The sequence below is a fragment of the Streptomyces sp. NPDC052023 genome (genome assembly GCF_044548465.1).
Lineage (GTDB): Bacteria > Actinomycetota > Actinomycetes > Streptomycetales > Streptomycetaceae > Streptomyces.
In genome coordinates this window covers 251,990-273,673 of sequence record NZ_JBIUBW010000010.1, presented here as the reverse complement: position 1 = coordinate 273,673, position 21,684 = coordinate 251,990, and the positions used below count along the sequence as shown (strand labels likewise).

Here is a 21,684-nt window from a genome sequence, read left to right as displayed (position 1 = left end):
GATGGTCACCCTTGCCGAGGTCGCCCAGCACGCCGGAGTGTCGGCGAGCACGGTGAGCTATGTCCTCAGCGGCAAGCGGTCCATCTCCTTGACCACCCGGCAGCGGGTCGAGCAGAGCATCCAGGAGCTGGGCTACCACCCGAACGCCGGCGCCCGCGCCCTGGCCAGCAGCCGGTCGAACATCATCGCGCTGATGATCCCGCTGCGGACGGACATGTACGTGCCGGTGATGATGGAGATCGCCATCGCCGTCGCCACCACCGCCCGCACCCACGGGTACGACGTCCTGCTGCTCACCGGCGAGGAGGGCCCCGACGCGGTGCGCCGGGTCACCCGCAGCGGGCTCGCCGACGCGATGATCCTGATGGACGTCGAACTGCACGACGACCGGTTGCCGTTGCTGCGCGGCACCGACCAGCCGTCCGTCCTGATCGGCCTGCCCGCCGACACCAGCGGACTCACCTGCGTGGACCTGGACTTCGCCGCGACCGGCGCGCTGTGCGTCGAGCATCTCGCGGCGCTGGGCCACCGCGACATCGCTGTCATAGGTGAGGCGCCCGCCGTGTACGAACGGCACACCGGGTTCGCCGAGCGCACCCTCGACGGACTCCGCTCGCGCGCCCGCGAGCTGGGCCTTCGGGTGCTGCACCGGCCGTGCGAGGGCGGGTACGACGCGATGGCGGCGACGCTCGCCCGGGTCTTCGACGAGCGCCCGGCGACCACGGGCTTCGTCGTACAGAACGAGTCGGTGGTCGAACCGCTGCTCGCGCTGCTGCGCCAGCAGGGCCGGGCCGTGCCGGAGGACGTGTCGGTGGTCGCGATCTGCCCGGACCAGGTCGCCACCCAGGCGTCGGTGCGGCTGACGTCGGTCGCGATCCCGGCGCAGGAGATGGGCCGGCACGCGGTGGAACACCTGGTCGCCAAGCTGGATGGGCGTGGCGGCGACGAAGTACTGCTGCTCCCCCCCGAGTTGACGGTCCGCGCGAGCACCGGCCCGGTGCCGTCCACGTCCTGACCCGCACCTTCTCCGGGGCCCTTCGACGGCCCTCCCTGTCTGCACTCCTCCCAGGAGCACCCCACGTGAATCAGTCTGCCGAAAACCAGACCCCTTCAGGCGCGGTCAGCCTCGCGCAGTCCTCTCCCACCGTCGGCACGTTCCGGGAACGGGACGGTGGGCTGGAGTGGAGCGGCCGCCAGGAGACCGTACGGATCGAGCCGTGGGGGCCGGACGCGGTCCGGGTCCGGGCGCGGCTCGGCGGTCCGGTTCTCGACGGACTGCCCGGCGCGCTCCTGACCGAGGCGCCGGCCACCGAGAGCACCGTCAAGACAGGCGACAGCGAGGGGCAGCTGACGGTCGGCGCGCTGACCGTGCACGTCGACGCCGAGGGACTCGTACGTTTCCTGCGCACCGACGGCTCGGAGGAACTCCTCGCCGAGGAGCGCGCCCACTTCTGGTGGCCCGGCCCCCGCCTCTACACCGCCGTCGGCAACGGCCATCACCGCCTGGAGCAGCGGTTCGCCGCCTACGAGGGCGAGAAGCTGTACGGCCTCGGGCAGCACCAGCACGGGCGCCTCGACCAGAAGGGCCTGGTCGTGGACCTGGTCCAGCGCAACGCCGAGGTCGCCGTCCCGGTACTCACCTCCAGCCGCGGCTACACCCTGCTGTGGAACAACCCGGCGATCGGCCGCGTGGAGCTGGCCCACAACGGCACCCGCTGGGTCGCCGACTCCGCCCGCCAGATCGACTACTGGATCACCGCGGGCACCCCGGCCGACGCCCAGCGCCGCTACAGCGCCGTCACGGGCCGGACGCCGATGCTGCCGGAGTGGGCGGCGGGCTTCTGGCAGTGCAAGCTGCGCTACCGCACCCAGGACGAACTCCTCGCCGTGGCCCGGGAGTACAAGCGTCGCGGCCTGCCCCTCGACGTGATCGTGTGCGACTTCTTCCACTGGACGCACCTGGGCGAGTGGAAGTTCGACCCGAAGGAGTGGCCCGACCCCGCGGCGATGGTGCGGGAACTGGCCGAGCTGGGCGTGAAGCTGGTGGTGAGCGTGTGGCCCTCCGTCTCACCGCTCTCCGAGAACCACTCCCTCATGGAGCAGCGCGGCTACTTCATCGGCACCCAGTACGGACCGACGGCCCACGCCGACTGGCCGGACAAGGAGGTGGCGTCGACGGTCCAGGTCGCCTTCTACGACGCCACCAACCCGGACGCCCGCGCGTTCGTCTGGTCCCGCGTCCGCGACAACTACCTCCTGCCGTACGGCATCAGCGCCTTCTGGCTGGACGCCTGCGAGCCCGAGCTGAAGCCCGGCTTCCAGGAGAACCTGCGCTACTGGGCGGGCCCCGGCCTGGAAGTCGGCAACCTCTACCCGGCGGAGAACGCCCGCACCTTCCACGAGGGCCTGCTCGCCGAGGGCGAGTCCGACGTCATCACCCTCAACCGCTCGGCCTGGGCGGGCAGCCAGCGCTACGGCGCCGCCCTGTGGTCCGGCGACATCGGCACCGACTTCCCGACCCTGCGCCGCCAGATCGCCGCCGGTCTCAACACCGCGCTCTCGGGCATCCCCTGGTGGAACACGGACATCGGCGGCTTCCACGGCGGCGACCCGGACGACCCGGCGTACCGCGAGGTGCTGGTCCGCTGGTTCCAGTTCGGCGCGCTGTCCCCGCTGATGCGCCTGCACGGCTTCCGCGACCCGGGGACGCCGCTCGGCCCCGAGATGACCGGCGGTCCGAACGAGGTGTGGTCGTACGGCGAGGAGGCCGGCGCGATCCTGGAGAAGTACCTGCGGCTGCGCGAGCGCCTGAAGCCGTATGTCCTCGACGTCATGCGCGAGGCCCACGAGGAGGGGCTGCCGGTGATGCGGCCGCTGTTCCTGGAGTTCCCACAGGACCCGGCTGCCTGGTCGGTGGACGACGCCTATCTCTTCGGCCGGGATCTGCTGGTGGCGCCGGTGCTGACGGCGGGCGCGACGGCCCGGACGGTGTATCTCCCGGCGGGCGCGAGCTGGACGGACGCGTGGACCGGTGCGTCGTACGAGGGCGGCACGCACGTCACGGTCGACGCCCCGCTGGACCGGATCCCGCTGTTCCTGCGGGACGGGGTCGCGCTGCCGGTCGCCGAGTAGCCCCGGGCCTTGGCCGCCGGAAGGTCCCGGCGGCCAAGGCCCGGCAGAAACGCCTGTCCGACGACCCGGCCCAGCTCGATCCGGTCGATGTTGGGCGCCCACGCTGTCGCGTTGCCGAACGTCACCTTGTTGGAGCCCTCCTTCAGGTCGACGGGGACACCGAGGGTCCAGTAGTCGTCCCAGCTCCAGGTGTTCTTGAAGGTGACCTTCACCGGCGCCCCGTTCCCCACGGTGATGTCCGCCGTACGGGACATGATGTCCGTGTTGTAGGCGTGGCCGTTGTCGCGCCGGTCGTTGTGGGCGTAGTGCACGACCAGCAGATAGCGGCCGGCCCTGGGCGCGTCCACGGTGAACTCGGCGGTGCTGCCGGCGCTGTTGCCCAGCCAGCCGATGTACGACCCGGCGGAGGCGTACGCCGAGTCGACCAGCCGGGCGCCGCCCGTGAGGGTGGCCGAGGCGCCCTCGTAGGACAGCGTGCCGGCCCTCGAGCAGGAGCCCGAGACGTCGAGGGAACGGACGGAGGCGTTGCCCGCCGACATGGCGACGCGGTTGTTGCCCGCGACGAGGTGGAGGCGCAGGGGCCGTCCGGGTGCCGCCGTCACGAGCTGGCCGGGCACGGACAGGTCGCGGCGGTTGGCGTACTCGTCGATGTTGATCTCCAGGGGTGCGATGCCCGCCTCGCGTTCCAGCGCGCGGTAGTCGTCGTCGTGGGCCTGGAAGTCGCGCGGGGAGCCGGAGTCCAGTTCGTGCCAGGTCATCACCTGCGGGAGAACGTCGGGGACGGGCTGCGGATGTCGCTGCCGCGCACGCCTGCGGTGCTGTTGATCCGGTGCTCGCAGTCGGTCCGGTAACCGCCGACGGGAGGTTCTGCGGGCCCGGGCCGGCCCTGCGGGACCGGCCCGGGTGGGTGCTCAGCTGCTGCTGACGGTCAGGTTGTTCGTGATGAAGTCCATGCCGCCGGACGACGAGGTGATCTCGTAGCCGAACTGCACGTCGCCGATGGTCTCGTCGCCCATCCAGCCCTTGGTGTCCTTGATCCACTTCAGGATCGGCAGGACGTTGACGGAGCCGGAGCTGGAGTCGGAGGTGCGCAGGAAGGAGAAGACCTCGTTGGCGCCGTTGCTGCCCTTGTAGACGTTCCAGGAGTGGCCGCCGAGCGTGACAGTGGCCTGCCAGCTGCCCAGCGGGCCGACCGCCCCGTTGTAGTTGACCCAGAGCATGATCTCGTAGTCGTAGTCGGTGTCCCAGATGTCGTACGAGGTGTTGTACGCGCCGGACGTCGGGACGGTGACGTTGTAGTCGCTGGTGAGCGAGCCCAGCGAGCTGATCGGCTTGTTGATCACCTTCTTGGAGTTGGGGTAGGACTTGATGCCGCCGGTGTTGGGGTGGTCCGCCCAGGCGCCCCAGTTGGTGCCGGAGTTGGCCCAGATGGTCTGGGGGCCGGCGCCGGAGCCCCAGATGTTGTTGTAGAGCGTGTAGCCGTTCAGGGTGGTGCTGCCCCACTGGTCCGACGACCACCAGACGGCGGCGTGGGCGGGGGCGGAGGCGAGACCGACGGTCGCGCCGAGCGCCAGGGCGGGGGCGAGCAGGGCCTTGGTGACCCTGCCGAGGGTGCGTGTTGCCATGGTGTCCCTTCCATGGGTGGGGGGAACTACGGGATCTCCTGCGCCCCCAGGGTGAGGACGCGGGCCTCTCCGGCGACCAGATCGAGCGGCTGCGCGCCGGAGGAAGTCCTGACGTCGATGCGGTGGGTGCGGGTCGGGTGGAGGTGCGCCGTGACGCCGTCCGGGCTCCAGGTGAGGTCGACCTCCGCCCCGAAGCGGGTGCGGATGCCCTGGAGCACGCCTCTGGGGAGGCCCGGCGGCAGCGCGGGGAGCAGGACCAGTCGGTCGGGGGCCGACTGAATCAGCATCTCGATCAGCACCGCCGGGAGGGCGTGCGCGGCATCCGCGTTGTAGACGTGCCGGTTGGGGTAGTGCGCGCTCATCAAGGACGCGTGGAAGTAGTCGCCCGCCAGCACCTGGCCGAGCGCGTGGGCGACCCGATCGCCGTCCCGGAGGCGGGCGGCGACCAGGGCGTGGTGCACATGACCGTGCGCGGAGTCGTTCTCGGCGCCGCGCAGTTCGAGTGCGCGGTGGGCGGCGACCGCGAGGTCCGGGGTGTCGTACGGGTTGATCTCGTCCAGCGGCCAGACGCCGTAGAGGTGGCTGAGGTGCCGGTGGTCGTACGAGTCCTCCAGGCCCGGCCAGGCCCATTCGGCGAGGGCCCCGTCGGCGTTGATCCGGTGGGGTGGGAGACGGTCGGCGAGGGCGCGCCAGCGGTCGGCGTGGTCCGGGTGGTACTCGGCCGCCGTGCGCAGGGCGTGCCGGGCGGCGGAGAGGTCCATGGCCGCGTTGATCACACCCCAGCCGGCGCCCGCGGGGCGGTTCTCGGGTGAGTAGGAGGGGACCACGACGAGGTGGCCGTCGGCGTCGGTGCGGGTGAGGAAGTCCTCGTAGAACTCGGCCAGTTCGAGGAGGGCGGCGGCGGTGCGGGGGTCGCGTTCACCGCGGGTCTCGTCGTGGTCGACGAGGGGTTTGAGCAGCCAGTCGGCGCCCGCCGTCCACAGGTGCAGGGGGTAGGCGGGGGAGAAGTGGTACGCGTGCCCGGACTCGCCGTCGGTGTGGGTGGCCGCAACGACGCCCCGGGCGCCGTAGATCTCGCGGGCGTTGTCGCGCCAGTGCGGCAGTTGCCCGTGGATCAGGGAGGCGAGGGCCTCGGTGACTTCGGGCAGGGCGGCGGAGGCCGCCGACGCCGTCTGGAGGTTGAGGTTGGCGTTGGTGGTGAAGGCGCCGGACCAGGCGGTGTTCCAGTCGCCGGTCCACAGGCCGGGCAGGCGGGGCGGGAGCAGGCCGGAGGCGGAGAGGAGGTGGTAGCGGCCGGCGGCGAAGAGGCGTTCGAGGAGGGCCGGGCTCCGGGGATGTTTGAGCAGGTCGGAGCCGGGCAGGGCGCGTTCGGCCGGGTCGGCGGCGAGGTCGAGGGTGACGCGGGCGTAGGCCGTGCGGTGGTGGGCGAGATGCCGGGCGAGCAGGTCGTCGTACGACCGGGCGAGCGCGCGCAGTGCCCTGGTCTCCGCCAGGACGTCCAGTTCGGCGGTGTGGCGTCTGGTGCGGGTGAGAAGCAGGACGGAGGTGGCGCCCTCGATGTGGACACCGGGCGGGGCGAGGGTCGTGCTGCCGCCGGTGACCGCGACAAGGGTCAGCCCGGTGTACGCGCGGTCGCTGCCGGGGTAGCGGGCGCGGAGAGTGAGGACGACGCCCTCGGGGGTGAGCAGGGAGCCCTGGCCGAGGGCCAGATCGGCGGGGGCGTTGGGGAGGTGGTGGTCGTGGTGGATGTCGAGGGTGAGGCCGGGGGACGTGATCTCGTGGACGATCACGTCGTCGGCGCGGGAGACGAAGACGCGGCTGGTCCAGCCGAGGCTGCGGGCGGTGATCTCGCCGGTGGAGAAGTCGACATGTCGCCGGTAGCCGGAGGTCTGCTTGTCCGTTCTGCGCAGCCGCACCTGGAAGGCGGGGTGGAAGGGCTGCACCCACAGCGTCGGCCGCCCGTCCGTGAAGCCCTCCGCCGCAGTGACGTCACCGGCGAGCAACCGGTCCTGGAGCGTGGGGAGTTCGCCGGCCAGACGCGGAGGGCGGGCGTGCTCCGAGCCGTTGGGGCGGACGAGGGTGTGATGGGTGACGACGACACGGTCGTCGTTCGGGTCACCGAACACGAGGACGCCGTGCTGGCCGTTCCCGCTCAGGAAGGCGTCCTCCCAGCGGGCGGCCGGGTGCGGCTCCCAGGTGCCGTGGACGGGGCCCGACCGCGTCATGGCCTCAGCACCGCCACTCCGTAGCGGTCCAGGCGGACCTCGTCGTGGACGGTCCTGTCGGTCAGCAGGTCGTGACGGGTGCCCGGGACGGGGACGGTGACCGGCTCGCGCCCGTGGTTGAGCAGGAAGAGCAGATCGCCCCGTCGTACGGCCTCCACGGTGGTGGGCAGTCCGTCGAGCACCGGGCGGACCCGTGCGCCGGCGGCGATCCGGGTGAGCAGCTCGCGCAGCGCGTCCGGCTCCGGGAGGGTCGAGACGTACCAGGCGCGGTCCTTGCGGAGGACGGCGGGGAGGCCGTCCAGCTCGCCGCCCTTGTACGGGATGGTCTCGGTGACGTGCGGCTCCGCCTCGATCTCCTCCGACCAGAGCGTGCCCTCGAAGCCGTCGCAGGCGACCGTCTCCCCCGCGTCCAGCGGCCACCACTCGTGCAGGGTGCGGATGCCGAACAGCTCGCGCAGCCGGGGGTCCATGCCGCCGGGGCGTACCCGGTCGTCCTCGTCGGCGATACCGGTCTGGAAGCCGGCGACGAGAGTTCCGCCGTTCTCGACGTAGGAGGTGAGGTTGTCGATCGCCGCGTCCCTCAGCAGGTACAGCTGAGGGACGACGACCAGCTTGTACGCCGACAGGTCGCGCTCGGGGTGGGCGAAGCCGGCGGTGGTGTGCGCCTCCCACAGGGCGCGGTGCCAGGCGCGGACGATCTCGGGGTAGCCGACCTCGCGGGACAGCCGCCCGTCCTGCCGGCTCGCCCACCAGGCGTTCCAGTCGAGGAGCACGGCGACGTCGGGGCCTTGCACCTTCGTGCCCGTCACCTTCTCGCTCAGCAAGGCGAGTTCGGCGCCGATCCGCTTGACTTCCTGGAAGGTACGGCCGTGCTCACCCGCGTGACTGACCATGGCGGAGTGGAACTTCTCCGAGCCCTGCCGGGACTGGCGCCACTGGAAATAGCACACGGCGTCGGCGCCGCGCGCCACGGCCTGGAGGGACCAGAGCCGGTTGACGCCGGCCGGCTTGGGGTGGTTCACCCCGCGGAAGTTGACCGGGCCCGCCGCCTGTTCCATGATCATCCACGGCCCGCCGCCGGCCTGCGAGCGGGTCATGTCCTGGACCATCGCCGCGTGCTGACCGCCGAAGGGGTCGGCCGGGTCCGGGTAGATGTCGACGGAGACGACATCCTCCTGCTCGGCCCAGGTCCAGGCGTCCTGGCCCTGCCAGAAGGGCATGAAGTTGGTCGTCACCGGGATGTGCGGGGTGTGCCGTGCGACGATGTCGCGTTCGGCGAGGAAGCACTCCATCAGCGCGTCGGACGTGAACCGCTGGAAGTCCAGGCTCTGCGTGGGGTTCTTCATGTAGTGCGCGCGGCGCGGCGGCACGACCTCGTCCCAGTCGCCGTACCCCTGGCTCCAGAACGCCGTGCCCCAGGCCTCGTTGAGGGCGTCGAGGGTGCCGTACTTGTCCTGGAGCCAGTGACGGAAGGCGGCGGCGGCCTCGTCGCCCCAGTCGTAGGTGCAGTACTCGTTGTTGATGTGCCACATGCGCAGGGCGGGGTGGCCGCCGTAACGGGCCGCGAGGTCCTCGGTGATGGCGGCGGCGTAGCGCCGGTAGGTGGCGCTGGAGTGCGAGAAATGCTGCCGGGAGCCCCACCACTCCGTCCGGCCGTCCTCGTCGCGCGGGAGGGTGTCCGGGTGGAGGCGCCCCATCCACGGGGGCGGCGAGGCGGTGGGGGTGGCGAGGACGACGCCGATGCCGCTGTCGTGCATCAGGTCCATGAGCCGGTCGAGCCAGCCGAAGTCCCTCACTCCCGGGCTGGGTTCGAGCTTCGCCCAGGAGAAGACACCGAGGGTGACGGAGTTGACGCCGGCGTCCTTCATGAGGCGGATGTCCTCGTGCCAGGTCTCCTCGGGCCACTGCTCGGGGTTGTAGTCGCCGCCGAAAAGGAGGCGGCCGCGGCCGGCATCACTGAGCTGTGGCATCAGACAGGCTCCCCGTACTGGATTCCGCGCCCGTTGGTGGCCAGGTACACCCGCCCGTACACGCGCGGGTCACCGATGACGACTTCTCCGATCCAGCCCCACTGGTGGGCGTCGTCGTTGATCCGCACCCAGCTCTTCGCCTCGTCGTCGGAGCGGTGGACGGCGGTGATGTTCTCGGTGGAGCCCACCTGGTAGATCGCCGGGTAGTCGGCGCCGTCGGCGGCCTTGCCGAAGCCGACGGTGTGCGAGGCCCAGCAGCTGTCGACCTTGGTGAAGGTGGCGCCGCCGTCGGTGGAGCGGTACAGCCCGTTCCACTTGGTGCTCAGCCACAGGTCACCGGACCGGCCGGGCGCCGCGACCAGCTTGAACTGGCTGTCACCGGCAGGCAGATCTGTCGCACGGGCCGTGAAGGACCGGCCACTGTCAGTGCTGGCATACAGCGTGCCGGTGTCGGTGTCGTACGCGTAGAAGAGCGCCGGGTCGGCCGGATCGGCGACCGGCGTGGCGCCCTTCGGGAAGGAGGACACCTCGGACCAGGTAGCGCCGTTGTCGGCGGATCGGTGCGCCGCGTACCTCGTGCCGTCCCAGTGCACGAAGGACCACAGCAGCACGCCGCCGTCGGCGTTGGTGGCGATCGGCCCGGGTGCGCTCTCGGCGATGTCGGGCTGGGCCGCGAAGGGCGCCCAGGTCCGCCCGCCGTCGTCCGAGTGGGCGCCGTTGCCGTGGTCGCCCCATCCGGTGCGCACGACGTACGCCGGCCTGCCCGCGGCCTGCGCGAGTCCCACCGCCGACCCGAACACGGGGTTCGTCGCCATGCCGCGGGACGGGGACGCCGTGAGCCGCTCGTGGTACATCATGCCGATGTCCCTGGACCCGCTGATCAGGTGCGCCTCCCCGACCGGGGGCGAGATCAGCTGGAGCACGGACGACTCCTCCAGGCCACGGATCTGCGGAGCCCAGTGCTTCAGGTCCCGGGTGCCGTAGAGGGTGGCGCCGGTGCCGTAGACGATGTGCTTCGAGTCGTACGGGTCGATGGCGAGCGCCTGGATCCACCAGCCGAACTTGGGCTGGTCACCACCCCACTTGAGGAACGGGGTCTCGGACACGTCGAAGACGGCGGAGTCCTTGAGGGATGTCCAGGTCCGTCCACCGTTCGTGGACCGGTAGAGCGTGTCGACGGCGGCCCAGCGGTTGTTGGTGGAGACAACGACGGTGCCGGGGCAGCGGGCGTCGACGGCGACGCCGCCGTAGCCGAAGCCGTCGGTGGAGCCGTCGGGGGCGGTCCCGCCCGGCTTGACCGGCGTGACATCGGTCCACTTGCCGGTGGTGGTCGCCAGCCTGTGCACACTGCCGTCGGACTGGTTGTTGGGGCCGGGTCCGTTGGCGTACGTCATGTACAGCGCGCGGGTGTGGCGGTCGTAGGCGGCGCGGATCGGGACCTTGGCGGAGGTGCCGGTGGGCTGACCGGGGACGGGGCGCCACGTCGTGCCGTCGGTGGTGCGGTAGAGGTTGACGGAGCCGGTGGTGCCGTCGGCGTCACCCCAGCCGGCGTAGACGGCCCGCCCGGCGGCGACGAGGAGGGTGACGCCCTGTCCGGAGGGGGTGGGGATCGCGGGGAATCCGGTGGCGGGCGCCCAGGAGGCGCCCCGGTCGGTGGACTTGAGCAGTCCGTCGTGCCGGGTGCCCAGCCACAGGATGTCACTGTCGCGCGGGTCGACGAGCAGCCGCTCACCGGCCCCACGTCCGTCCTCGTTGGCACCGAGCTTCACGGTGAGGTCGGTGCGGGCCCACGTGGTGCCCCGGTCCTCCGAGCGCAGGATCGCCCCGTTGCCGGCCCAGGACTGCGAGTAGGTGCCGAGGGCGAGGTAGACACGGTCGGGGTGCGCGGTGTCGACGGCGATCGCCTCCACCCCGAGGAGGTTCCAGTCGTCCCACCCGAGGTGGTCGGTCAGGGGCGTCCATCGGGCGGCCCGGTCGTCCCAGCGGTAGGCGCCGCCGATGTCGGTGCGGGCGTAGGCGAGGCCGTGCACGGCGGGGTGGAAGAGGACGCCGCTGATGAAGCCGGTGCCGCCGATGACGGCGTTGCGCCAGCGGTAGGCGGGGGCGGAGGCGGAGGCGGCAGTGGCCTCATCGGCTGCCGCTCGCCCGGGGAGGGACGGGACGGCGGTGAGCGCGGCGGTGGCGGCGGTCCCGGCAAGGACGGCTCGTCTGCTCAGGCGGGGCGTGCGCATGACATAGACCTCGATGCGAGAGGGGAACGTGAGAAACGAAGAGTGCCGGGCTGTGCCGACAGGCGGTCCGCCGCGTGGGCGCGACCAGCCACGGACAAGGGGCGAGCGCAGCTCCCGCGCACCCCACCGGCTCGGACTTCAGCCCTTCACCGCGCCGGTGAGCATGCCCTTCTTGAAGTGCTTCTGCACGAAGGGCGACAGCACGGTGACGGGAATCAGGGCGAGCACCATGACCGCCATCTGGATGGCGAGCGGCGACAGTTCGTTGGTGTTGATGGCCTGTGCCAGTCCCACCGGCCGCTCCCGCTTGAGGACGAGCTGGTTCAGGATGTTCTGCAGCGGCAGCATCTGCGGGTCGGTGAGGTAGATCGACGCGTTGAACCAGGCGCTCCAGTAACCGACCGCGTAGAACAGCGTGATCACCGCGATCGGGGCACGGGACAGCGGCATGACGATCGTCCACAGGATCCGGAAGTCCCCGGCTCCGTCGATGCGGGCGCTCTCGATCAGTTCCTGCGCGGTGCTCATGAAGAACGCCCGCAGCACCAGGATGTTGAAGACGCTCAGTGCGCTGGGCAGGATCAGTGACAGATACGTGTTGGTCAGTCCGAGGCCCTGCACGACCAGGTAGGTCGGGATGAGTCCGGCACTGAAGAACATCGTGGCGAGCATGAACAGCAGGAACGTCCGGTGCAGCACCGACCCCCTGCGGGAGAGCCCGTACGCCGCGAGGACGGACACCGCCATGCTGAACAGGGTGCCGACCGTGGTGACGCCGATGCTCACCATGGCCGCCCGGGTCACCTGCCCGCCGCCGAGCAGTTCCTCGTAGGCGATGAAGGTGATGTCCTGCGGGATCACCACCAGGCCGCCGGTGTCGGTGATCGTCTCCACCGAGGAGAGGCTGGTGACGATCACCACCCAGAGCGGGAAGAGGATGGCGAGGCAGACCAGCACGAGCACCACGGCCTTGGAGGCGAGGCCGGCCTTCGACGGCTCCTCCTCCCACACCGGGCGGAGCCGTCCGCGTACGTACCGGCCGCTCGTGGTGCCGGTGAGCTGACTCATTTCCTGTACACCCCCTGCTCGCCCATGAGATGCGCGACCTTGTTCGCGCCGAGCACCAGCAGCAGACCGACGATTCCCTTGACGACGCCGACGGCCGTGGCGTAGCTGAAGTCGCCGTACTGGATGCCGACATTCCATACGTAGGTGTCCAGCACCTCGGCGGCGGTCGGGCCGACGGCGGTGCGCTGGAGCAGGATCTGCTCGAAGCCGACGGTCAGCGCGTTGCCGACCTGGAGCACCAGGAGCAGCGCGACGACGGGCCGCAGCGCGGGCAGCGTGATGTGCCACATCCGGCGCCAGCGGTTCGCGCCGTCGATCGCCGCCGCCTCGTACAGGTCGGGGCTGACCGCGGCCAGCGCGGCGAGGAAGACGATGACTCCCCAGCCGGCGTCCTTCCAGATCATCTCGAAGGTGATCAGGAACTTGAACAGAGCCGGGTTGGTCATCAGGTCGAAGCCGTCGTGACCGTGGTCCCGCAGGACCTGGGAGACCAGTCCCGCACCGCCGAACATCTGCTGGAAGATCGTGATGACGAGCACCCAGGAGAAGAAGTGCGGGAGGTAGAGGATGGCCTGGGCGACCGCGCGCACCCGGGGCCGGACGAAGCTGTTGATGAACAGCGCGAGCAGGATCGGGACGGGGAAGAACAGCGTCAGCTGGACGAGGAAGATCGCGAGAGTGTTCCCGAGTGCCTGCCAGAAGAGCCGGTCCTCCACCATCCGCTGGAACTGCTCCAGCCCCACCCACGGGCTGTTCAGCATCGCCTGGAAGGCGTTGTCCGAGATGTACGGGTCGTAGTCCTGGAAGGCGACGACGTTCCCGAGCAGCGGGACGTAGGTGAAGACCAGCAGGAGCAGCATCGCGGGCAGCGTCATCAGGATCAGGACGCGGTCGCGCCGGAGCCGGTGCCGCAGGGTGATGCCGCCGGCGTCCTTCCCTGTGGCGAGCCCGCTCTTACGGGTGCGGGCAGGCGGCGGTGCCGCCGCCCGGCCCTCGGGGTCCGCGGACCCCGAGGAGGCGTTGAAGCCCTCGGGGTCCGCGGCGTCCTTCGGGTCCCGGGCAGCGGCCCCGCGCATGTCAGTCGTGGCCCGTGCCATCTCAGGACGCCGAACTGCCGGTCTCGTCAAGGAGCTTCTTGTACCAGTCGCGGAGTTCGTCGCCGCCCTGGGACCGCCAGTCCGAGACCGCCTGCTGCATGTCGCTGATCTTCTTGCGGCCGCGCACGATGTCCTTCTCCAGGTCCTCGAACTGGGCACTGAGCTCGGCGTAGCGGTTGGGCTCCTGGATCTGCATGCCGTGGAACAGCGGCTTGGTGCAGTGGGCGCCCTGCCGCTGCTGCCACTCGACGACGCCCCTGACGACGTCGGGGTGGTCGGGCCAGGCACGGAACGGGGCGGGAGCGGCCATGTACTCGTAGGTCGCGAAGACCTCGTTGTTGCCCTGTTCGTTCTTGGTGAGGACGCCGTCCTTCAGGGTGTGGTGGGTGCCCTCGACGCCGTAGGCCTTCAGGCGCTGTTCCCTGGTGCCGTAGGGGGCGGAGCAGTAGTTGGCGACCGCGAGGATGTCCTTGATCTTCTTCTCGTCGGCGTTCTTGTTGACGAAGCACCAGATGCCGGAGGGCTGGGCGTTGTAGAGGGTGGGCTCACCGCCGTCGGCGGCGAAGTAGTCCATCGCCGCCATGGTGAAGTCGGGATCGGCGAGGCGCTGGACCGCTGTCTTGCCGTACCAGTCGGAGATGTCCGCGCAGTACATCCACAGCTTGCCGGAGGCGAAGAGGTTTCCGGCGTCGCCCTGCTCGGCCTTGATGTCCGGGTGGACGAAGCCCGCCGAGTACAGCGAGCGGGACCACTCCAGGGCTTCGAGGAACTCGTCGGTCTCGTAGCGGTTGACCAGCTTGCCGTCGACGAGCTTCCAGTAGTACGGCTTCTCCGGCAGCACGCCGAAGATCCCGGCCGTGGCCCAGCTCATGTCCCCGCAGGCCCAGACCTTGCTCCTCGGAGCGTTGATCTCCTTGCAGAGGTCGTAGAACTCCTGGGCGGTGGTGGGGGCCTCGTACCCCTTCTGCTCGAAGAGGTCGGCCCGGTAGAACGGTGCGATGCCGGGCACGGCCTCGGACGGCATCGGCAGTCCGCGGAGCTTGCCGCCGAACACGGCGCGCTGCCAGGCGCCGGTGGGGATGGCGGCGAGGTTCGGATACTCCCGGACCTTGTCGCCGGAGAGGTAGGGGCCGAGGTCGGCGAACTTGTTGTTGATGGCGCTCGGTATCTTGCCGTTGAGTTCCCAGCCGGGAATGACGACGGCGTCCGCGAGGGAACTGGAGGCCAGGACCGCGCCCAGCTTCTGCCCGTAGACGTTCCCGTCCTGGTTCTGCCACCGGATGCGGACACCAATGGCCTCGTCCATCGCCGTCCAGTAGGGGTTGCCGGCCTTCGGGGACGTGCCCCACAGCGGGGCCATGACGGTCAGTTGGCTCCCCTGGCCGAGCTTCTTCGGCACCGAGACGGCCAGCTTGTCGGCGGGCTCGGCGGTGAGGAAACCGGCCGCGGAACCGTTCTTGCTCGGAATGTCAGGGGTGACGGTGCTGGAGCCCACGTAGTCGGGCAGGAGGTCCTTGAGCTTCTTGCCCGTGGTGGTGCCCTCGTCGGAGCTGCCGCCCGAGCCACCGCACGCGGTCAGCAACGGCAACCCCCCGCCCACCGCGGCGGCGGCGGCCGCCGTGGAGGCGAGGAAGCTTCTCCGGCTCGGGGCGGCGGAGGCGGAAGCGGCGTTCGGCGTCATTGCGTCAACCCTTCATGGCGCACCAGGACACCCGGCGGTGGGCCGTCGGCTGCGGTGTCTCGAGTGGAACTGGCTGAGCTGAAGCGTTCCTCCGACCCTCGATCGGTGGGTGTATGCAGTCGAAGCGCTTCGATGTTGCTGCGAGGTTAAGTGAACACCGGGGGGCGCACAAGGCTCGCTTCCAAGATTCCTCGGAAGCGTGGGGAGGCGACCTTTCCTCATGCACCGCTTGAAGTGACAATGCCGGTCCCTTGACACCCACCCGCCTGCCGAACCAGCATCGAAGCGCTTCGAAAGCGCATCGCCGCTCCAGCGCAAGGGGAACCCCACGTGACCGCACAAACGCCGCCTACGCCGCCTTTCCGCGATCCTCGACTGCCGTTCGCGAAGCGCATCGACGACCTGCTGTCGCGGCTCACCCTGGACGAGAAGGTCGCCTTCCTGCACCAGTTCGCGCCCGCGGTCGAGCGGCTCGGCGTGGAGGCCTTCCGCACCGGGCAGGAGGCGCTGCACGGTGTGGCGTGGATGGGTCCGGCGACGGTGTTCCCGCAGGCGGTGGGACTCGGCGCGACCTGGAATCCGGATCTCGTACGACGGGTCGGCGAGGCCGTGTCCAGGGAGGCGCGCGCCATGCGCGCCCGCGACGAGCGGGTCGGCCTCAACGTCTGGGCGCCGACCGTGAACCTGCTGCGCCACCCGCTGTGGGGCCGGAACGAGGAGGGCTACTCCGAGGACCCCAAGCTGACCTCGGCGATCGCCACCGCCTACACCCGCGGCCTGCGCGGTGAGCACCCGACGTACTGGCGGACGGCCCCCGTCCTGAAGCACTGGCTCGCGCACAACAACGAGACGGACCGCTCCACCTCCTCAAGCTCGGTCCGCCCGCGTGTGCTGCACGAGTACGACCTGCGCGCCTTCCGCGAGACCGTCGAGACGGGCGCGGTGGCGGGGGTGATGCCGGCGTACAACCTGGTCAACGGCCGCCCGAACCACCTCTCGCCCTACCTGCGCGAGCAGTTGCGCACCTGGACCGACGAGGACCTGCTGGTCTGCTCGGACGCGGGCGCCCCCTCCAACCTGGTCGACTCCGAACACTACTTCGACACGCACGAGGAGGCGACGGCGGCCGCCCTGCTCGCCGGCGTCGACAGCTTCACCGACCACGGCACGGACAGCTCGCAGATCGTCGCCCGGGCGCGGGCCGCCCTGGCGCGGGGCCTGCTGACGGAGGCGGACGTCGACGCCGCCGTCCGCCGCCAGCTCTCGGTCCGCTTCCGCCTCGGCGAGTTCGACGGGGACGGGTACGAGTACGGGTACGAGGAGGAGGGCGTACAGGGCGCCTTCGACACGCCGGAGCACCGCGCGCTCGCGCGGGAGGCCGCCGAGCAGGCGATCGTCCTGCTCCGCAACGACGGTCTGCTGCCGCTCGCCCCCGACACCCGTATCGCGGTCGTCGGCCTCCTCGCCGACGAGTGCAAGCTCGACTGGTACAGCGGCACGCTCCTGCACCGGTCCAGCCCGCTGGAGGGCCTGCACGAGCGGTTCGGCGCCGACCGGGTGGAGTTCGCGGAGGGCGCTGACCGGGTGCGGCTGAGGACCTCCGCCGGTACGTTCCTCCAGGTGCCCGCGGCGGACGCCGCCGACGAGACACGCGGCGCCGGGGGCGCCCTCGACCCGGCCCTCCTCGCGGGCCGCACGGACCTCCCGCCCCTGACCACCAGCGCCGTCGGCACCGAACTGGCCCTCATCGACTGGGGCGAAGGCGTGCTGACCCTGCGCGCCCCCGACGGCCGCTACCTGTCGGTCGCCGAGGACGGCCACGTACGCGCCTCCGCCGACCAGCCCGGCGGCTGGGTGGTCCAGGAGACGTTCCGTCTGGAACCCCACGGCAGCGGTCACCTCCTCCGGCACCTGGGCACGGGTCGCCACGTCTGTGTCGCCGCCGACGGCGTGCGGGTTGCCGAGGAGAACCCGGAGATCTTCGAGGTCGTCCACGTCGAACGCGGCGAGGACGCGGTGGCGCGGGCCGCGGCCGGGGCTGACGTCGTGGTGGTCGTCGCGGGCAACGATCCGCACATCAACGGCCGCGAGACAGAGGACCGTACGACGCTGCGGCTGCCCGGGCACCAGGAACGCCTGCTGCGCGCCGCCCACGCCGCGAACCCGCGCACGGTGCTGGCCCTGGTCTCGGCCTACCCGTACGCGATCGACGCGGCCCCGCTCCCGGCCGTCCTGTGGACCGCACACGGCGGCCAGGCGGCGGGCACCGCCCTGGCCCGCGTCCTGGCCGGCGACGTCTCCCCCGCCGGCCGCCTCCCCCAGACGTGGTACGCCGACGACGCCGACCTGCCCGGCCTCCTCGACTACGACGTGATCGGCAGCCGGCAGACGTACCTCTACTTCGAGGGAACACCGCTGTTCCCCTTCGGCCACGGCCTGTCGTACACGTCCTTCGCGTACGCCGACGTCGCGGCCCGCGTCGAGGGCGCGACGGTGCACGTCTCCTTCACGGTCACCAACACCGGCGACAGGACGGCCGACGAGGTGGCCCAGGTGTACGGGCACGCCGCCGACCCGTCGGTGATCCGCCCACGCCGCGAACTGCTCGGCCACCGGCGCGTGACGCTGCCCCCCGGCGCGAGCGAGGAACTCACCTTCGAACTCCCCCTGTCCGCCTTCTCTTTCTGGGACGTGGCCCACGGCGGCTGGCGCCTCGACCCCGGCCCGTACGACCTCCTGATCGGCGCCTCCAGCGAGGACGTCCGCCTGCGTACGACCGTGACGCTCGACGGCGAGCCCGCGATGCCGCGTCCCGTCGTCCGACGCGGCCTGGACGCGGCCGACTTCGACGAGCAGAGCGGCACGGAGATCGTCGACCGCACGAAGAGGTCGGGTGACGCGGTGACACCGGTGGGCGGCGGTATCGGCGAACTCGTCTATCACGCCTGCGACTTCGGGTCCGGCGTCACCGAGGTGACTGTGCAGGTGGCGGGCGAGGGCAGGGTGGAACTGTCCCTCGACGGCGGCCCGGCGCTGGCGACCGTCACGCTGGGTACGCCGACTGCGGGGCCGTACGACTACACCACGGTGTCCGCCGGCATCACCGCCGCCGGCGTGCACGACGTCCACCTCGGACTGCGCGGCCCGTTGCGGCTGGCGCACGTCGGCTTCTCCGGTTGAGGGTCCGGACCGGGCCGACTCAGGGAAAGGGCCCGGCACCGGAAGGCAACGGCGCCGGGTCGCGCCACTAGGTCGCCGGCCTTGTTCGTGCGGGAACGATGCTCGCCATGGCGGCAGACACCAGCCGTGGTGTTCCCCCAGTGTTCCCACGACCGCATGCGATTCAGCCGAATGAGGCCAGTTGTCACAGGTGAGAGTGCAGGCGCACGACAACGGCCGGAGCCCCCGCACAAGTGGGCTCCGGCCGTTGGGCTGGGAGGGGTCAGAGGGCCAGGCCGGTGAGGACCAGGACGCGCTCGTAGGTGTAGTCGTCCATCGCGTAGCGGACGCCCTCGCGGCCGACGCCCGACTGCTTGACGCCGCCGTAGGGCATCTGGTCGGCGCGGTAGGAGGGCACGTCGCCGACGACGACGCCGCCGACCTCGAGAGCGCGGTGGGCGCGGAAGGCGGCCTGGAGGTCGTGCGTGAAGACGCCCGCCTGGAGGCCGTACTTGGAGTCGTTGACGGCGGCGAAGGCCTCGGACTCGCCCTGAACCTTCTGCACCGTCAGGACCGGGCCGAAGACCTCCTCGCAGGCGATCGTGGCGTCGGCGGGCACCTCGGTGAGGACGGTCGGCGCGTAGGAGGCGCCGTCGCGCTTGCCGCCGGCGAGCAGCTTGGCGCCGGCCCCGACCGCCTCGTCGACCCAGGACTCGACGCGCTTGGCGGCGTCCTCGCTGACCAGCGGGCCGACATCCGTGCCGGCGTCGGACGGGTCGCCGGTGACCAGGGCCTCGACGGCGGCGACGATGCGCGGGAGGAGACGGTCGTACACCGACGCGTCGGCGATCACGCGCTGCACCGAGATGCAGGACTGGCCGCCCTGGTAGTTGGAGAAGGTGGCGATGCGGTTCGCGGCCCAGTCCAGGTCCTCGTCGGAGGCGTAGTCGGCGAGGACGACGGCCGCGCCGTTGCCGCCCAGCTCCAGGGTGCAGTGCTTGCGCGGGACCGAGTCCATGATCGCGTAGCCGACCTTCTCGGAACCGGTGAAGGAGATGACCGGCAGCCGCTCGTCCTGGACGAGGGCGGGCATCGCCTCGTTGGGCACCGGCAGGATGCTCCAGGAGCCGGCCGGCAGGTCGGTCTCGGCGAGCAGGTCACCGATGATCAGGCCGGAGAGCGGCGTGGCCGGCGCCGGCTTGAGGATGATCGGGGCGCCGGCGGCGATGGCCGGGGCGACCTTGTGGGCGCACAGGTTCAGCGGGAAGTTGAACGGGGCGATGCCGAGGACGACGCCCTTCGGGAAGCGCCGGGTCAGGGCGAGGCGGCCCTGACCGCCGGCGTCGGTGTCGAGACGCTGGGCGTCACCGCCGTTGAACCGGCGGGCCTCCTCGGCGGCGAACCGGAACACGGACACCGCACGGCCGACCTCGCCACGCGCCCACTTGATCGGCTTGCCGTTCTCGGCGGAGATCAGCTGGGCTATCTCCTCGGTGCGCTCGACCAGCCGCCTGCTCACGTGGTCGAGGGCGGCGGCGCGGACGTGCGCCGGGGTGGCGGCGAACTCGTCCCGGACGGCGTAGGCGGCGGCAACGGCCTCTTCGACCTGCGCGTCGGTGGGCACGCTGACCTTGCCGACGAGCCGGCCGTCCCACGGGGAGGTGACGTCGAAGCTGTCCTGGCCGGTGGCCTGGCGGCCGGCGAGCCAGAAGGCGTGGGTGGCGGTCATAGGAGTCCCGGCCCTTCCGCGTTGAGGTGTGCTTGGAGTTCGGCGTTCCAGGTCAACGGTAGGTGTGGGGGGCAAGGGGCGCGGTTGTCCGATCCGTAGCAGTGCAGGGCGGGGGTACGCCGGTTTGGACTGCCGTCACGCGTGCCCCGGCACCGGCGGCACGGAAGGGCTACTCCGCCGACGTCGCCTTCAGCGCCAGCCACAGCTCCATCCGGACATCCGGATCGTCCAGCGACCGGCCGAGGATCTCCTCCACGCGCCGCATCCGGTAGCGCAGCGTGTGCCGGTGGACACCGAGGTCGGCGGCCGCCGCGTCCCACTGGCCGTGCCGGGACAGCCAGGCCCGCAGGGAGGCGACCAGATCGCCGCGCCCCGTGGCGTCGTGCTCGTGCAGCGCGCGCAGCAGGCCGTCCGCGAAGGCCCGGACCGCGTCGTCGGCGAGGAGCGGCAGGACCGACCCGGCCGCCAGCTGCTCGTGCTCGACCAGCACCCGGCCCCGGCGCCGGGCCACCGACAGCGCCTGCTGGGCCTGCTTGTAGGCGGCCGCCGCCGCGATCGGGCCGGCCGGTGCGGAGAGGCCGACGACCAGGTCGTCCTCCTCGCCCGCCATCGGCTCCTGGCCCGCCCGCGCCGCCTCGCGGGCGGCCGCGTACTCCACGCACGCCGCCACCGCCGCGCCCCCGTCGGCCGCCAGCACCACCAGCCGCTCCCCGTCGCCCTCGGGTACGGCCAGCACCGACTCCCCGGACCGGGCGGTGGCCGCCTCCACGGCCTCGGCGATGCCGGCGTGCCCCGAGGCGCACTCGGCCAGGACGATCCGGTAGGGGGCGTCGAGGAGGCCGCCGTACAGGTCACCGGCGACGGCGCGGGCGTGGTCGGGCTGACCGGCGAGGAGCATGCGCAGCACGGCCGCCCCGATCCGCTGCTCGGCGGCCTGGAGGGAGCGGGAGCGTTCGGTGGTCAGGGTGAGCAGGGCGATGGCCGAGTGGAGGGCGTAGCGCTCGGCGGTGCCGAGGGCCGCGGCCGTGCCGACGGCGAGTGCCGCGCGCGGGCGGCGGCCGGTGCCGATGGTGTGCAGCTCGACGCGGTCCTCGTGCTCGGGCCCGCCGACGACCGAGCTGGCCGGCGCGGACCGCTCCCGCAGCCGCTCCACGTCCGCCGTGAGCCGGGCGGCCCGCCGGCCGGCCCACTCCGGCGCGGCGGCCACGACGGCGCCCGAGGCGTCGTACAGCGCCGCCCATCCGTCGACCTGCGCGGCGAGTGCGGCCAGGAGCCCCTCGGGGCCCTCGCTCAGCGCCTGCTTGGTCAGCTCCCGCTGCGCCGCGAACCCTGCCGTCACCGCCCGGTACTGGTCGGCGGCGATGGCGGCCGACACGGCCTTGGTGATGGCGAGGAACGGGGTGCGGCGGGGTACCTCCAGCAGGGGCAGGCCCTCCTCGTCGGCGGCGTGGACGAGCGCTTCGGGGATCTCGTCGTAGTTCACCCCGACCGCGAAGCCCAGTCCGACGACGCCCGCCCCGGCCAGTCGCTTCACATAGCGCCGCATGGCCTGCGGGTCCTCCGCGTCCAGCTTGAGCGCGGTGATCAGCAGCAGTTCGCCGCCCTCCATGTACGGCACCGGGTCGGCGAGCTCGCTGACATGTGCCCAGCGCACGGGCACGTCGAGGCGGTCCCCGCCCGCCCGCACGGTGAGTTTGAGCGCGGAGTGGTGGACGAGGGAGGCGAGCGTGGGGGGCATGAGGCCTTCAGATCGGGGGCGCTACGGGT

12 protein-coding genes and 1 pseudogene are annotated in these 21,684 nt (G+C 71.4%); 3 read left to right on the top strand and 10 right to left on the bottom strand.

The annotated features are described in order from the left end of the window. The first annotated feature begins 1 nt into the window (after position 1). Positions 2–1,015: a LacI family DNA-binding transcriptional regulator gene (locus tag ACIHCM_RS21890; protein WP_399898270.1), complete on the top strand. Its 1,014-nt coding sequence runs from the start codon at positions 2–4 to the stop codon at positions 1,013–1,015. A 65-nt stretch (positions 1,016–1,080) separates the two neighbouring features. Beyond that, on the top strand, positions 1,081–3,132 hold the full coding sequence (locus ACIHCM_RS21885) for a TIM-barrel domain-containing protein (RefSeq protein ID WP_399898268.1): 2,052 nt from the start codon (positions 1,081–1,083) through the stop codon (positions 3,130–3,132). Between the two features lie 56 nt (positions 3,133–3,188). Here the strand turns inward: ACIHCM_RS21885 and ACIHCM_RS21880 are convergent. The 8 genes and pseudogenes from ACIHCM_RS21880 to ACIHCM_RS21845 all read right to left on the bottom strand — a co-directional run. Next, positions 3,189–3,743 (bottom strand): annotated as a pseudogene (locus tag ACIHCM_RS21880) (cellulosome protein); the annotation flags it as partial. A gap of 300 nt (positions 3,744–4,043) precedes the next feature. Beyond that, a complete protein-coding gene (locus ACIHCM_RS21875) occupies positions 4,044–4,757 on the bottom strand; it encodes a hypothetical protein (protein WP_399898267.1) in 714 nt (237 codons plus the stop codon). 26 nt (positions 4,758–4,783) lie between these two features. Continuing rightward, complete coding sequence (locus tag ACIHCM_RS21870) at positions 4,784–6,982, bottom strand: glycosyl hydrolase family 95 catalytic domain-containing protein (RefSeq protein WP_399898265.1); 2,199 nt, start codon at positions 6,980–6,982, stop codon at positions 4,784–4,786. Continuing rightward, positions 6,979–8,952, bottom strand: coding sequence for a beta-galactosidase (locus ACIHCM_RS21865; RefSeq protein WP_399898262.1), 1,974 nt, complete (start codon positions 8,950–8,952; stop codon positions 6,979–6,981). Before ACIHCM_RS21865 ends, ACIHCM_RS21870 begins: the two co-directional genes overlap by 4 nt. Further along, positions 8,952–11,183: a 1,4-beta-glucanase gene (locus tag ACIHCM_RS21860; protein WP_399898260.1), complete on the bottom strand. Its 2,232-nt coding sequence runs from the start codon at positions 11,181–11,183 to the stop codon at positions 8,952–8,954. The genes ACIHCM_RS21865 and ACIHCM_RS21860 overlap by 1 nt, the downstream gene beginning before the upstream one ends. A 138-nt stretch (positions 11,184–11,321) precedes the next feature. Continuing rightward, positions 11,322–12,251, bottom strand: a complete 930-nt coding sequence (locus tag ACIHCM_RS21855; RefSeq protein ID WP_399898258.1) for a carbohydrate ABC transporter permease — start codon at positions 12,249–12,251, stop codon at positions 11,322–11,324. Beyond that, positions 12,248–13,348, bottom strand: coding sequence for an ABC transporter permease (locus tag ACIHCM_RS21850; protein WP_399898256.1), 1,101 nt, complete (start codon positions 13,346–13,348; stop codon positions 12,248–12,250). The genes ACIHCM_RS21855 and ACIHCM_RS21850 overlap by 4 nt, the downstream gene beginning before the upstream one ends. A 1-nt stretch (position 13,349) precedes the next feature. Beyond that, positions 13,350–15,029, bottom strand: coding sequence for a Tat pathway signal sequence domain protein (locus ACIHCM_RS21845; protein WP_399898254.1), 1,680 nt, complete (start codon positions 15,027–15,029; stop codon positions 13,350–13,352). A 330-nt stretch (positions 15,030–15,359) separates the two neighbouring features. Between ACIHCM_RS21845 and ACIHCM_RS21840 the strand changes: the two genes are divergently transcribed. Beyond that, the gene (locus tag ACIHCM_RS21840; protein ID WP_399898252.1) at positions 15,360–18,209 is read left to right on the top strand and encodes a glycoside hydrolase family 3 C-terminal domain-containing protein; all 2,850 of its coding nucleotides are present in this window, start codon (positions 15,360–15,362) and stop codon (positions 18,207–18,209) included. A 262-nt stretch (positions 18,210–18,471) separates the two neighbouring features. Here ACIHCM_RS21840 and ACIHCM_RS21835 read toward each other — a convergent pair whose 3' ends face one another. Continuing rightward, complete coding sequence (locus ACIHCM_RS21835) at positions 18,472–19,917, bottom strand: aldehyde dehydrogenase family protein (protein WP_399898250.1); 1,446 nt, start codon at positions 19,915–19,917, stop codon at positions 18,472–18,474. 169 nt (positions 19,918–20,086) lie between these two features. Further along, positions 20,087–21,655, bottom strand: coding sequence for a PucR family transcriptional regulator (locus ACIHCM_RS21830; RefSeq protein ID WP_399898248.1), 1,569 nt, complete (start codon positions 21,653–21,655; stop codon positions 20,087–20,089). Positions 21,656–21,684: the final 29 nt, after the last annotated feature.

Excerpts from the sequence above, each read along its gene's own strand:
- ACIHCM_RS21890 (WP_399898270.1), top strand. The coding sequence starts at position 2 with ATGGTCACCCTTGCCGAGGTCGCCCAGCACGCCGGAGTGTCGGCGAGC.
- ACIHCM_RS21875 (WP_399898267.1), bottom strand. The coding sequence starts at position 4,757 with ATGGCAACACGCACCCTCGGCAGGGTCACCAAGGCCCTGCTCGCCCCC.
- ACIHCM_RS21870 (WP_399898265.1), bottom strand. The coding sequence starts at position 6,982 with ATGACGCGGTCGGGCCCCGTCCACGGCACCTGGGAGCCGCACCCGGCC.
- ACIHCM_RS21865 (WP_399898262.1), bottom strand. The coding sequence starts at position 8,952 with ATGCCACAGCTCAGTGATGCCGGCCGCGGCCGCCTCCTTTTCGGCGGC.
- ACIHCM_RS21860 (WP_399898260.1), bottom strand. The coding sequence starts at position 11,183 with ATGCGCACGCCCCGCCTGAGCAGACGAGCCGTCCTTGCCGGGACCGCC.
- ACIHCM_RS21855 (WP_399898258.1), bottom strand. The coding sequence starts at position 12,251 with ATGAGTCAGCTCACCGGCACCACGAGCGGCCGGTACGTACGCGGACGG.
- ACIHCM_RS21850 (WP_399898256.1), bottom strand. The coding sequence starts at position 13,348 with ATGGCACGGGCCACGACTGACATGCGCGGGGCCGCTGCCCGGGACCCG.
- ACIHCM_RS21845 (WP_399898254.1), bottom strand. The coding sequence starts at position 15,029 with ATGACGCCGAACGCCGCTTCCGCCTCCGCCGCCCCGAGCCGGAGAAGC.
- ACIHCM_RS21835 (WP_399898250.1), bottom strand. The coding sequence starts at position 19,917 with ATGACCGCCACCCACGCCTTCTGGCTCGCCGGCCGCCAGGCCACCGGC.
- ACIHCM_RS21830 (WP_399898248.1), bottom strand. The coding sequence starts at position 21,655 with ATGCCCCCCACGCTCGCCTCCCTCGTCCACCACTCCGCGCTCAAACTC.